General features: G+C 61.2%; 10 protein-coding genes. 3 read left to right on the top strand and 7 right to left on the bottom strand.

Annotation, left to right across the window (positions count from 1 at the left end; all coding sequences use genetic code 11):
* Nucleotides 1-20: 20 nt before the first annotated feature.
* Nucleotides 21-1,436, bottom strand: coding sequence for an acetyl-CoA carboxylase biotin carboxylase subunit (locus tag INT39_RS13710; RefSeq protein ID WP_193074549.1), 1,416 nt, complete (start codon nucleotides 1,434-1,436; stop codon nucleotides 21-23).
* A gap of 136 nt (nucleotides 1,437-1,572) precedes the next feature.
* Here INT39_RS13710 and INT39_RS13705 point away from each other — a divergent pair, with 136 nt between their 5' ends.
* From INT39_RS13705 to INT39_RS13695, 3 genes are all read left to right on the top strand, one after another.
* Nucleotides 1,573-2,511 carry a LysR family transcriptional regulator gene (locus INT39_RS13705; protein WP_193074548.1) on the top strand — a complete coding sequence of 313 codons (939 nt, stop codon included), beginning with the start codon at nucleotides 1,573-1,575 and terminating at the stop codon, nucleotides 2,509-2,511.
* A gap of 170 nt (nucleotides 2,512-2,681) precedes the next feature.
* On the top strand, nucleotides 2,682-4,040 hold the full coding sequence (locus tag INT39_RS13700) for a GntP family permease (protein ID WP_193074547.1): 1,359 nt from the start codon (nucleotides 2,682-2,684) through the stop codon (nucleotides 4,038-4,040).
* Nucleotides 4,040-5,173: a glycerate kinase gene (locus tag INT39_RS13695; protein ID WP_193074546.1), complete on the top strand. Its 1,134-nt coding sequence runs from the start codon at nucleotides 4,040-4,042 to the stop codon at nucleotides 5,171-5,173. Before INT39_RS13700 ends, INT39_RS13695 begins: the two co-directional genes overlap by 1 nt.
* A 75-nt stretch (nucleotides 5,174-5,248) precedes the next feature.
* On the opposite strand, the gene INT39_RS13690 is transcribed toward INT39_RS13695, so the two are convergent.
* The 6 genes from INT39_RS13690 to INT39_RS13665 form a co-directional block, all read right to left on the bottom strand.
* A complete protein-coding gene (locus tag INT39_RS13690) occupies nucleotides 5,249-6,529 on the bottom strand; it encodes a TRAP transporter large permease (protein WP_193074545.1) in 1,281 nt (426 codons plus the stop codon).
* On the bottom strand, nucleotides 6,526-7,167 hold the full coding sequence (locus INT39_RS13685) for a TRAP transporter small permease (protein WP_193074544.1): 642 nt from the start codon (nucleotides 7,165-7,167) through the stop codon (nucleotides 6,526-6,528). Before INT39_RS13685 ends, INT39_RS13690 begins: the two co-directional genes overlap by 4 nt.
* Before the next feature lie 100 nt (nucleotides 7,168-7,267).
* Nucleotides 7,268-8,260, bottom strand: a complete 993-nt coding sequence (gene dctP, locus INT39_RS13680; RefSeq protein WP_193074543.1) for a C4-dicarboxylate TRAP substrate-binding protein DctP — start codon at nucleotides 8,258-8,260, stop codon at nucleotides 7,268-7,270.
* A gap of 308 nt (nucleotides 8,261-8,568) precedes the next feature.
* On the bottom strand, nucleotides 8,569-9,957 hold the full coding sequence (locus tag INT39_RS13675; protein WP_193074542.1) for a sigma-54-dependent transcriptional regulator: 1,389 nt from the start codon (nucleotides 9,955-9,957) through the stop codon (nucleotides 8,569-8,571).
* A gap of 2 nt (nucleotides 9,958-9,959) precedes the next feature.
* Nucleotides 9,960-11,789 carry a sensor histidine kinase gene (locus INT39_RS13670; protein ID WP_193074667.1) on the bottom strand — a complete coding sequence of 610 codons (1,830 nt, stop codon included), beginning with the start codon at nucleotides 11,787-11,789 and terminating at the stop codon, nucleotides 9,960-9,962.
* Nucleotides 11,790-11,900: 111 nt separating this feature from the next.
* Nucleotides 11,901-12,101, bottom strand: coding sequence for a PA3496 family putative envelope integrity protein (locus INT39_RS13665; RefSeq protein ID WP_193074541.1), 201 nt, complete (start codon nucleotides 12,099-12,101; stop codon nucleotides 11,901-11,903).
* Nucleotides 12,102-12,151: the final 50 nt, after the last annotated feature.

The following is a 12,151-nucleotide window of genomic DNA, read 5'->3' as shown; positions in this document are numbered from 1 at the left end:
CGCGCAGCCTGCGGCTGAAATCAAAGACCGGCGTAGGCGGCGATGGCGCCGGCAATGGCCAGGGCCAGGGCTTCAGGTTTGTTCTTGGTCGAGTAGTTGGTCAGCTCCGGATGGGTGTCGACGAAACTGGTGTCGAACACGCCGCTGCGGAAGTCCGGGTTCTTGAGGATCTGCTGGTAATACAGCTCGGTGGTCTTGACCCCGTGCAGGTGCATGTCGTCCAGCGCCCGATAACCCCGGTCCATGGCATCTTCCCAGTTGTTCGCCCAGACGATCAGCTTCAGACACATGGAGTCGTAGTAGGGCGGAATGGTGTAACCGGTATAGATCGCCGTATCCACCCGCACGCCCGGGCCACCCGGTGCGTAATAACGGGTGATCTTGCCGAAGGATGGCAGGAAGTCGTTCTTCGGGTCTTCGGCGTTGATCCGGAACTGGATGGCGAAGCCGCGGTGCTCGATGTCTTCCTGCTTGACTGACAACGGCAGGCCGGAGGCGATGCGGATCTGCTCACGGACGATGTCGATTCCGGTGATTTGCTCAGTGATGGTGTGCTCCACCTGCACCCGGGTGTTCATCTCCATGAAGTAGACTTCATTGTCTGCCAGCAGGAATTCTACGGTGCCGGCGTTCTCATAACCGACTGCCTGAGCTGCACGCACTGCCAGATCGCCAATATAGGCGCGCTGCTCGGGGGTCAGCTGGGGGCTGGGGGCAATTTCGATCAGCTTCTGGTTGCGCCGCTGGATCGAGCAGTCGCGCTCGAACAGATGGACGGTGTTACCGAAACTGTCGGCCAGAATCTGCGCTTCGATGTGCTTGGGATTGACGATGCACTTTTCCAGGAACACATCGGCACTGCCAAACGCCTTGGTCGCTTCGGAAATCACCCGCGGCCAGGCTTGCTCCAGTTCTTCCTTGCTGTTGCAGCGGCGGATACCACGGCCTCCGCCACCGGAGGTGGCCTTGAGCATCACCGGATAACCGACCCGCTCGGCCTCGCTCAGGGCGTCCTGCAGATCTTTCAGGTTGCCTTCGGTGCCGGGGGTGACCGGCACACCGGCGGCAATCATGCTGCGCCGGGCTTCGGTCTTGTCGCCCATGCGGGCGATCACTTCGGCGGAGGGGCCGATGAACTTGATCCCGCGCTCGCTGCAGATGCGAGCCAGATCGGCATTCTCCGACAGAAACCCGTAGCCGGGATGCAAGGCATCGCAACCGGTCTCGACCGCCAGGTTGACCAGTTGGCGAGCATTCAGATAACCGGCAAGGGGGTCACTGCCGACGTTGTAGGATTCATCGGCGCGTTTGACATGCAGCGCATAGCGATCCGCATCCGAATGAATGGCCACCGAGCGAATGCCCATTTCCGCGCAGGCGCGGACAATACGGACAGCAATCTCGCCACGGTTGGCAATCAGGATTTTCTTGATCACATCCCTTTCCTCTGTTGGGTGATCGGGGGTGAACTCAACATACAGCCGCAGCATGAATGATTAAAAATGAATAATTATTGGATAAGCAATAAGTAATAACTTATACATAGATGATTCATCATCAGTGAGGTGCACAATGCGCAAGGAACTGCAGCGTATGACGCTGCGCCAATTGCAGGTTTTCCGCAGTCTGTGTAACACGCTTTCCTATAGCCGGACCGCTGACGAGATGGCCCTGACCCAGCCGGCAGTGAGCTTGCAGATGCGCCAGCTGGGTGAGTTGGTGGGCCAGCCGCTGTTCGAGTATGTGGGCCGTAAGCTGTACCTGACCGAGGCCGGCACCAGCCTGCTGGCGGCCAGCGGTGATATTTTCGATCGGCTGGATATCCTCGATATGCAGTTATCGGCATTGCAGGGCACCTTGCATGGGGAGCTGCGTCTGGCGGTAGCGAGCAGCATCCAGTACCTGACGCCGCATTTGCTGGCCGCTTTTCGCCAGCGCCACCCCGGAGTCAGCTTCCACCTGGAAGTCGGCACCCGTGCCGAGGTCATCCGCCGGTTGCGCGACAACCTGGATGATGTGGTGCTGATGGGCATGGTCCCGGCCGATCGGGCCCTGGACTTCTTTCCTTTTCTCAATAATCCGGTGATCGCCGTGGCGGCGCCGGACCACCCGCTGGTCGGTCGTCATAAACTCAGTCTGACCGAGCTGGAATCGCATATGGTGCTGCTGCGCGAGGTCGGGTCGGGGGTCCGCAAGGCCTGCGACGAGTTCTTCCAGCAAAAGCGGGTGCACCTGCAGCAGGTGATGCAGATGGGCTCGGGCGAAACGGTGGTGCAGGCGGCGATTGCCGGGCTGGGTATCGGTCTGGTCTCGGCGCACAGCGCATCGGCCTGGTTGCAGAATGGTCAGCTGGTGCAGCTGGATTTCACTGATCTGCCGCTGTTTCGCAGCTGGTGCGCGGTACATGCCCGGGGCAAACGATTGAGTCCGGTGGCGGAAGCCTTCCTGGCCTTTCTGCGCGAAGAGCGGGCACTGATCAAGCAGCTGGCGGAACCCTTCGGGCAGGGTTGAAGAGCAGACGCTGCAAACCCTGACGAATTTCAACAGGATGCGAAAGCCTGTGCTTGAATGATTCTTAGCCTGTCAATCACCGGCTAAATATCCAATAATGGCGCCCATTGGTTGGGTACGAATGCTACTCAGCCACGGTTCTGCCCCCCACACTTATAGGAAGCACGATAATGGGTCTGGTCCTGATACTGGTCGCACTGGTTGTCTTTATCGTCCTGGCGACAACGCGATTCAAGCTGCATCCCTTCCTGGCCCTGCTCGGCGCTGCGCTGCTGGCCGGTTTTGCCTACCAATTGCCAACGTTGGAGATCGCCGGGCATATTGCCCGCGGCTTTGGTGGCATCCTTGGTTACATCGGTATCGTTATTGCCTTCGGTACCATCATCGGCATCATTCTCGAACGCAGTGGCGCGGCCATTACCATGGCGGAGACGGTGATCCGCCTGCTGGGCGAGCGCTTTCCCACGCTGACCATGTCGATCATCGGTTATCTGGTATCGATACCGGTGTTCTGCGACTCCGGTTACGTCATCCTCAACTCGCTGAAGAACGCCCTGGCTGCGCGCATGAAGATCTCGGTAGTGGCAATGAGTGTGGCGTTGGCGACAGGTCTATATGCCACGCACACCTTTGTGCCACCGACGCCCGGACCGATTGCCGCTGCCGGTAACCTGGGACTGGAGTCGCGTCTGGGCTTGGTCATTCTGGTCGGCCTGTTCGTGGCCTTCGTTACCGCCATGGCCGGGATGCTCTGGGCCAATCGCTTCATTGGCAAAGATATCGAACTGGAAGATAACGGCGCGCCGATCCTGGACAGCAATGATTACCAGGCCATGCGTGACAGCTATGGTGAGCTGCCGAGCGCGACCAAGGCCTTCGCACCGATTTTTGTACCTATTGCGCTGATCTGCCTGGGTACCATTGTCGCCTTGCCGGGCCGCCCTCTGGGAGAAGGCTGGCTGTACACCCTGCTCGCCTTCCTCGGGCAGCCGGTCTTTGCTCTGGCCATTGGTCTGGCACTGGCCTGCACCTTGCTCAAGTCCGACAACAAGCGTCAGGAGTTCCATGATCGGGTGGCCGAAGGTATTGTCGCTTGCGCACCGATTCTGCTGATCACCGGTGCTGGTGGTGCCTTCGGTACTGTTCTCAGCGCTACGCCTCTGGGTGGTTATCTTGGCGAGACTCTGTCTTCTCTGGGTATCGGCCTGTTCATGCCCTTTGTCGTTGCGGCCGCACTGAAGACCGCTCAGGGTTCCAGTACGGTATCGCTGGTCACCACCTCGGCCCTGGTGGCGCCGATGCTTGGCCAGTTGGGGTTGGACAGCGAAATGGGCCGTGTACTTACGGTAATGGCCATCGGTTCCGGCGCCATGACTGTATCCCACGCCAACGACAGCTTCTTCTGGGTGGTTACCCAGTTCAGCCGCATGAAAGTTGCGACAGCATACAAAGCCCAGACCATGGCCACGCTGATTCAGGGTGTGGTCGGCATCATCACCGTATGGCTGCTGAGCCTGGTGCTGCTCTGATGAAACTGGTCATTGCTCCCGACTCGTTCAAGGAAAGTCTCAGCGCCGAGGATGTGGCCCTTGCTATTGCCCAGGGCTGGCGTACTGTCTATCCCGAGGCGGATATTCAGCTGTGTCCGATGGCCGACGGCGGCGAAGGTACCGTGGATGCGGTGCTGGCCGCCAGCGGTGGGCAGCGGCGTGAGCGGCAGGTGTGCGGCCCGCTGGGGCAATCGGTATTGGCTCATTGGGGGTGGCTGGAAGACGGCCAGGCCGTGATTGAAATGGCTGCCGCCAGCGGGTTGCACTGGGTTGCGCCGGCGCAGCGTGATGCCTGCGTCACCACCAGCTACGGTACCGGCGAACTGATTCTGGAGGCGCTGGATGCCGGCGCCAGCCGTATCATTCTGGGTATCGGCGGCAGTGCCACCAATGACGGTGGCGCCGGGTTGCTGCAGGCATTGGGTGTGCGTCTGCTGGACGCCAATGATCAGTCGCTGGCACCCGGTGGTGCGGCGTTGCTCGATCTGCAGCGCATTGATCTGGATGGCCTGGATCCGCGTCTGGCGAAGGTCGAAATCCTGGTGGCCGCAGATGTGGATAACCCGCTGTGTGGCCCGCGTGGCGCGTCCCATGTGTTTGGGCCGCAGAAGGGTGCCTCGCCCGAGCAGGTGCAGTTATTGGATCGGGCGCTCGGGCATTTTGCCGATGTGCTGGCCGCTGCCCTGGGTGACGATCATCGGGATGTGCCGGGTGTCGGTGCTGCCGGTGGTCTGGGCTTTGCCGCTCGCGCGGTGCTGGGTGCGAGCTTTCGTCCGGGCATCGAACTGGTGGCGGAGCTGTCCGGATTGGCTGAGGCAATGCAGAATGCCGACCTGGCTATCACTGGTGAAGGCCGGTTGGACGGGCAGAGCCTGCACGGCAAGACGCCCGTCGGTGTTGCGCGGGTCGCCCAAGCGGCTGGCGTGCCGGTTATAGCGCTGGCTGGCAGCCTCGGTGAAGGCTATCAGCGGCTGTACGAGGTGGGTATCGAGGCGGCTTTCAGTCTCGCCCCAGGGCCGCTCACGCTGGAGCAGGCCATGCGCGACGCGGCGACGGAGTTGACTGCGCGGGCGGCCGATCTGGCGCGCTTGTGGTGCTTGGCCCGCCGCTAGACATTATCGAGAGATAACCATAAAAAAGCCCGGCGCAAGGCCGGGCTAACTGGATGCAGCGCCGAATATATCCTCCTACATACCCAGCCACTCGGGCAGCGCCAGAGATATGAATGGCACGTAGGTGACCAGTATCAGGAACACCAGCATCATCAACAGCCACGGCGATACTGCGCGGATGACCCTGGTCAGCGGCATGCCGGTGACTGCTGAGGCGACGAACAGGTTGAGTCCGGTCGGCGGCGTGATCAGGCCGATTTCCATGTTCACCACCATGATGATGCCCAGGTGGATAGGGTCGATGCCCATCTGCATGGCAATCGGGAACAGGATCGGTGCCAGGATCAGGATGATCGCCGACGGCTCCATGAAGGTGCCGGCGACCAGCAGCACGATGTTGACCACGATGAGGAACTCGATGGGGCTGAAGCCCTGTTCCACAACCCAGGCGGTGATCGCCTGTGGAATCTGCTCGGTGGTCAGTACGTGGGCGAAGAGCATGGCGTTGGCGATGATGAACATCAGCACCACACTGAGCTTGCCAGCATCGATGATCACTTTGGGGCATTCGCGGAAGGTCATGTCCCTGTGGATCAAGACCGCCACGAAGGCTGCGTAGATTGCCGCCACCGCTGCCGCTTCGGTAGGTGTAAAAAGACCGGAATAGATGCCGCCGAGAATGATCACGATCAGCAATAGGCCCCAGATGGCGCGACGGCCAGTGCGTAGCACTTCAGCCAGCGAAGCCCGCGGCAGTGACGGCATGTTCTTGATGTGGGCCAGGATGTAGATGGTCACCATCAGAAACACGCCGAGCAGCACGCCTGGGACCACACCAGCCATGAACAGCTTGCCGACCGAGGTCTCGGTGGCTGTGGCGTAGACCACCATGACGATGGAGGGCGGGATCAGGATGCCCAGGGTGCCGGCGTTGCAGACGATGCCGGTAGCGAAGTCCTGCTTGTAGCCGGAGCGCACCATGCCGGCGATGACGATCGAGCCAACCGCCGCTACCGTGGCTGGCGACGAGCCGGACAGGGCCGCGAACAGCATGCAGGCAAGAATGGCGGCGATAGCCAGTCCGCCCTTGATATGGCCAACGCAGGCATTGGCAAAATCGATCAGCCGGTGGGCCACACCACCGGTGGTCATAAAGGCGCCGGCCAGCAGGAAGAACGGAATCGCCATCAGGGTGTAGTGTTCACTGGTCTCGAACAGCTTGATCGACAGGGAGCGAACTGAGTCGTTACTGAACAGCAGTATGGTCAGGGCCCCGGACAGACCGAGGGAGATCGCCACCGGAATGCCGATGAACAGCAGCGCGAACAGGGCGATGAACAGGAAAGCAATGGTCATCGTCTGGGCTCCTCAGTTTGGGTTTCGCCGGCCAGTTTCAGGGCGTCTTCGGTTTCACTGTGCCCCCCCAGCCCAAGTTGCTGACCGCGCAGGATACGCAGAAACAGCTGCAGGAAGCGCAGGAACATGAGGCTGAAGCCGATCGGTACGATCAGCGTGATATGCCATTGCATGACGCCAAAACGATCCAGGTCTTCGGCGCCGATACCGGCCCGGAACAGGGCGGCGACCCACTCCTCACTGGAGTAGGCCATCAGCAGGCAGTAACCCAGGCAGATGCCGACGGCAATCAGAGCGACTATCTTCTGCAATGCCGGGGTGAAGTTGCGGACCAGCAGATCGACACCGATATGGGCATTGATGCGCACTCCCCAAGCGATGCCGATGAAGATCAGCCAGCCGAACATCGCCTTGGACAGAGCGATACTCCAGGTCATTTCCTGGGCCAGGTAGAGGATGCTGTCGCCGATGGAAAACAATGCGTTTTCGGCGAACGGGAGGGTATCGGCGAGAGAGTAGAACGCCGCGTAGAGGTTGTTAAGCACCACGTAGATGAAGGTGACCAGAGTCATCCCTGCAAGCAGGAAGACCACCAGCACCTCCTCTAACTGGTTCCAGGCACGAGCGACAGGGTGCATGTGGACGTCTCCGTCAGTGGAACGGTCAAAGAGAGAAGGGGGAGAGCCCGAAGGCCAGCGGCGCTTCGTCGCACTCGGACGAAGCGCCGACAATCCGGGTTCAGTCGGCTTGGTTGGCCTGTTCAGCGGCTTGGATCAGGTCAGCACCGATCTCATCTTCGAACTTCTTCCACACCGGACGCATGGCTTCGCGCCACAGTTCGCGCTGCTCCGGAGTCAGGGTTATGATCTCGGTGGTGCCGGCCGCGAGGATGCGCTGCTTGTCGCCCTCGTTCAGCTCCCCTGCACGCTTGTTCACTTCCACCGTGACCTCGGCAAGGATGTCGCTCAGTTCGCTGCGGATATCCTCAGGCAGGTCGTTCCAGAATTTGGTATTGGTGATCACCATGTAGTCCAGTACGCCGTGGTTGGACTCGGTGATGTATTCCTGCACTTCGTGCATCTTCTGGCTGTAGATGTTCGAGTAGGGGTTCTCGGCACCGTTGACTACGCCGGTTTGCAGGCCCTGGTAGACCTCAGCGAAGCTCATCTTGCGCGGTGCAGCGCGCAACGCCTTGAATTGCTCATCGAGTACGGCGGAGGCCTGTACTCGGAATTTCAGGCCGCGCGCGTCCTTGGGTTCATGCAGCGCCTTGTTGGCTGACAGCTGCTTCATGCCGTTGTGCCAATAGCCAAGGCCGGTAATGCCCTTGTCCTGCATGGAGTTCAGCAGCGCCAGGCCTTCCGGGCTTTGCTGGAAACGGTCGACGGCCTGGATGTCATCGAACAGGAACGGCAGGTCGAAGATCTGAATTTGCTTGGTGTAATGCTCGAACTTGGCCAGCGAGGGGGCGATGATCTGAACGTCGCCAAGCAGCAGTGCTTCCATTTCCTTGCCGTCGCCGAACAATGAGGAGTTCGGGTAGACCTGAACGGTTACCTGGCCGGGCAGACGCTCTTCGACCAGTTTCTTGAACAGCAGTGCACCTTGGCCCTTGGGCGTGTTCTCCGCCACCACGTGGGCAAACTTGATGGCAATGGGATCGGCCTGAACCAGACCGGCTAAGCTCAGCGACAGGGCGCAAGCCAGCGCCTTGGCAGTCAGTTTGAACATGAGAGTATTTCCTTTTATTTTTAGTGGCATCAAGCGCCGTAGCGCTGAAACGTCTAGGGCGAACAAGAGCGGATTCAGGCAACCTGCCGGGAAACGGCCGTCGACGGAAGTGGTCGCATGAACGGACTTGATGATTGCACCCAATAAAAGTCAAAAGCAAGGGTTGTGCCAGTCTGCTGATGCTGGCTTGGGAAACCCGGGTGCAAGGGCCACAGGCCTAGAAAAATCTGGACTGGGGCGACTTGTTGGGGGCGTCAGGGGGCTGCTCTTTGGCATGGATACCGGGCTGTTTGGCGGAAATCCGCCGATCAGTCGGGCTCGTCTGGCGAGCTTCCGCCAGTATGGGCAAAGGTCAGCCCATGTTTGCGCAACTTGTCGTGCAGAGTCTTGCGCGGTATGCCAAGCGCCTCGGCGAGACTGCGCAGGGAGTTATGCGGGCGGCCCAGTTCAGCGGCGATCAACGCGCGCTCGAAGGCCTCTACTTGTTCGCCCAGGTTGCCATTCAGCGTGACGCTGTCAGCCAAGTCGTCCTGGTCCGTCTCCAGATCGAGATCCAGACCCAGGGCGAAGCGTTCGGCGGCATTCTGCAATTCGCGCACATTGCCCGGCCAGGCGTGCCGCAGCAGCAGGGCGCGCTGACCTGCCTGCAGCTCGCGCTCTGGCAGGCTGTGGCGAGTGCTGGCGCTGGTGGCAAAGTGCTGGAATAGCAGCAGCGCGTCTTCGCCACGCTCGCGCAATGGCGGAATACGCAGCGGCGCGACATTCAATCGGTAATACAGGTCGGCGCGAAAGCGGCCCTGATCGGCGGCCTGGCGCAGGTCTTCCTTGGTCGCAGCGATGACCCGGATATCCAGCGCGATCGACTGGTTGCCGCCAAGGCGTTCGACGACTCGCTCCTGCAACAGGCGCAGCAGCTTGACCTGCACCTCCAGGCTCATGCTTTCGATTTCGTCGAGGAACAGGGTGCCGCCATTGGCGAACTCGAACTTGCCGATGCGGCGCTTCTGGGCTCCGGTGAAAGCACCGGATTCATGGCCGAACAGCTCGCTTTCCACCACCGACTCCGCCAGGGCACCGGCATTGATGGCAACGAAGGGGCCGTTGCGGCGGCTCGACAGGTCGTGCAGGGCGCGGGCTACCACTTCCTTGCCAGTGCCGGTTTCGCCGAGGATCAGCACATCGCTGTTGATGTTGGCCAGAGCGCCGATCTGCTCATGGAGCCGGCGCATGGCCGGTGACTGGCCGATCAGCCGGTCGGTGAGCTCCTGGCGGTCGGCCAGGGCCAGGCGCAGGCTGCGATTGTCCAGCACCAGCTGGCGCAGGGCCAGGGCACGGCGCACGCTATCGAGCAGAGCGTCGTTGGCGAAGGGTTTTTCCAGAAAATCGTAGGCGCCGGCGCGCATCGCCTGGACCGCTAGTGGTACGTCGCCGTGGCCGGTGATCAGCAATACCGGCAGCTGGGCGTCCTGCACGTGCAATTGTTGCAGTAACTGCAGGCCATCGAGGCCGGGCATGCGGATGTCGCTGACCAGTACGCCGGGCCAGTCATGCGGAATACGCTCGGCCAGACCTTTGGCATCCCCGAGGCTGAGTACGTTGAGCCCAGCCAGATCGAGCGTCTGGCTGAGCGCCTGGCGGAGATGGGCGTCATCATCGATCAGCACCACCTGAATATGACTATCGATGTTGCTGACCATGGTTAGAAGTCCTCAGTGGGCTGGAGATGGGCGCCCGGGCTGGCCAACCGCAGGCGTAGAGTCAAGAGCGCGCCGCCGTCCGGATGATTGGCGAGCGACAGGTCGCCGCCCAGTGTGCGCATGAGAGTGTCGCAGATGGATAAACCGAGGCCCAGGCCCTGAGCGCTGGTCTTGGTGGTGAAAAAGGGTTCGCGGGCGCGCAGCAGGGCCTCGGCAGAAAAGCCGGGGCCGTTGTCACGCAGCAGCAGATGAATATGTTCGCCATGCTGCTCGGTGCTGATCCAGATACGCCGGGGGGGAGCCCTCTCTCGCAGCGCGTCGAGAGCATTACCGAGGAGGTTGCCGAGTACCTGGCGCAGGCGCGTTTCGCCGGCCTGCACCCAAAGGGTCGCTTCTGGCAGATCGCGACTCAGCTCCACATCGAGCTCGCGACGTCGCTTGGCCATTAGCGCCAGAGTGTCGTCCAGAGCGGGTTGCAGGGCGACCCGTTCAGGGGCGTGGTGATCACGGCGAGCGAAGGCGCGCAGGTGGGCGATGATCGACGCCATGCGTCCGGTCAATTCGCTGATCATTCCGAGATTGGCGCGGGCATCGTCAGTGCGTTGGTGATCGAGCAGGGTGGTGGCGTTTTCCGCGTAACTGCGGATCGCCGCCAGCGGCTGGTTGAGTTCGTGACTGATGCTGGCACTCATGGTGCCCAGGGCCGACAACTTGCCGGCTTGTACCAGTTCGTCCTGGGCGCGCACCAGCTCCTGCTGGGCCTGTTCGCGTTCCAGCACTTCCTGTTTGAGACGGTCGTTGAGCTGCTCCAGGTCGAGGGTGCGTTCTTGGACGCGCTGCTCCAGTTCGGCGCGCGCGCGCGCGTCCAGAGCAATACGTTCGAGGTAATGGTGTCGTCGCAATATCAGCAGGCTGAGTAATAACAACAATACCAACAGCGCGGCGCCACCCACCGCCAGGGCGCTGCGTACCGGGCGGTCCAGCAACAGCCGGGGCGCCATGATGCTGACCGTCCAGCCGGTCTCCGGCAGATGACTGCGCTGCACCAGCCAGGTGCTCGGATCGAGCGGCAGAGGTGGCGGCGACAGAGTGGGATAGGGCTGGTTGGCGGCGATGTTGGCCTGTTCCTTGGTGCTCAGCGGGCGGCTGGCATGGAAGCGCCAATCGGGTCGCGAAGTGAGGATGACCACGCCATTGTCATCGGTGACCATCAGCTGCTCGGGGGTGTTGCCCCACAGGGTTTCGGTATGGTCGAGATCGATCTTGACTGCCAGCACACCAATCTTGCGGTCCTCTTCGTGCACCGCGTAGGCGAAGTAGTAGCCGCGCTTGCCGGAGGTGGTGCCGAGGCCGAAGAACTGCCCCAGTTGACCAGACAGGGCCTCGCGAAAATAGGGACGGAAATCAAAGTTGCCGCCGATGAAGGTGTCGGGCTGATCCCAGTTGGAAGCGGCCAGGGTCAGGCCTTCGGGATTCAGCAGATAGATCACATCGGCTCCGGTCTGCTCGCGGATCTGCGCCAGCAACCGGTTGGCCTGTTGCTGTACCGGGATGTCGTCAGGAGCGTGCAGGGCGGCGCGCAGATCCGGCAGGTCGCCGAGAATCTGCGGTAGCACCTCAAAGCGCCGCAGCGTGCCGAGCAGGTTGGCGATATACAGGTCGAGGGTCTGGCGATTCTGTTCGATCAATACGCCATGGTAATAGCGCTCGGCCAGATGCTGCACCGGCCACAGCAAGGGAGCCAGCAGCAGTGCCAATAGCGCCAGACCGCGCCACCGCAGGCGCTGCGGGGGTTTGTTGGGCGGGGCGAAAGGAGAAAGAGTCTGGTCCATCGCTGCATTATGCACGTTTGCGATGCCAGTACAGAGCCCTTCCCGTATCGCCCGGCTATGGCGTCCGACGGCAAGCGCCGGAGAAGGTGACCTGAGGTGTGCCGGACTGACTCAAAGAGACGGGCGGGCCAGAGGACCTTGACCTGCCGCCAGCAACTCCGGAAAGTCGCCCAGTCGCGCGTGCAGCGCCTGGGCTTCGCGGTAGTCCTCGATCGCCCGGCGATAGGCCATGCGTTTCTTGTCTTCCTGCCGACGGCGTTCGTTACGTACGCTCTTGGCGGAGTCACCTGCAAAGTCTGGAATAAAAGCCATGCTGCCTCCCGAAACATTGATGGACTGGGACGGGTCCATCTTGCAATGTC

Source organism: Pseudomonas sp. FME51 (assembly GCF_014897305.1).
Note: the sequence above shows the minus strand (reverse complement) of the source record. Positions and strands in the feature narration are given on the sequence as shown.

Bases quoted from the DNA above. Each gene is read 5' to 3' on its own strand.
- INT39_RS13690 (WP_193074545.1), bottom strand. From the start codon at position 6,529: ATGACCATTGCTTTCCTGTTCATCGCCCTGTTCGCGCTGCTGTTCATC.
- INT39_RS13705 (WP_193074548.1), top strand. From the start codon at position 1,573: ATGCGCAAGGAACTGCAGCGTATGACGCTGCGCCAATTGCAGGTTTTC.
- INT39_RS13670 (WP_193074667.1), bottom strand. From the start codon at position 11,789: ATGGACCAGACTCTTTCTCCTTTCGCCCCGCCCAACAAACCCCCGCAG.
- INT39_RS13675 (WP_193074542.1), bottom strand. From the start codon at position 9,957: ATGGTCAGCAACATCGATAGTCATATTCAGGTGGTGCTGATCGATGAT.
- INT39_RS13665 (WP_193074541.1), bottom strand. From the start codon at position 12,101: ATGGCTTTTATTCCAGACTTTGCAGGTGACTCCGCCAAGAGCGTACGT.
- INT39_RS13700 (WP_193074547.1), top strand. From the start codon at position 2,682: ATGGGTCTGGTCCTGATACTGGTCGCACTGGTTGTCTTTATCGTCCTG.
- INT39_RS13685 (WP_193074544.1), bottom strand. From the start codon at position 7,167: ATGCACCCTGTCGCTCGTGCCTGGAACCAGTTAGAGGAGGTGCTGGTG.
- INT39_RS13695 (WP_193074546.1), top strand. From the start codon at position 4,040: ATGAAACTGGTCATTGCTCCCGACTCGTTCAAGGAAAGTCTCAGCGCC.
- dctP (WP_193074543.1), bottom strand. From the start codon at position 8,260: ATGTTCAAACTGACTGCCAAGGCGCTGGCTTGCGCCCTGTCGCTGAGC.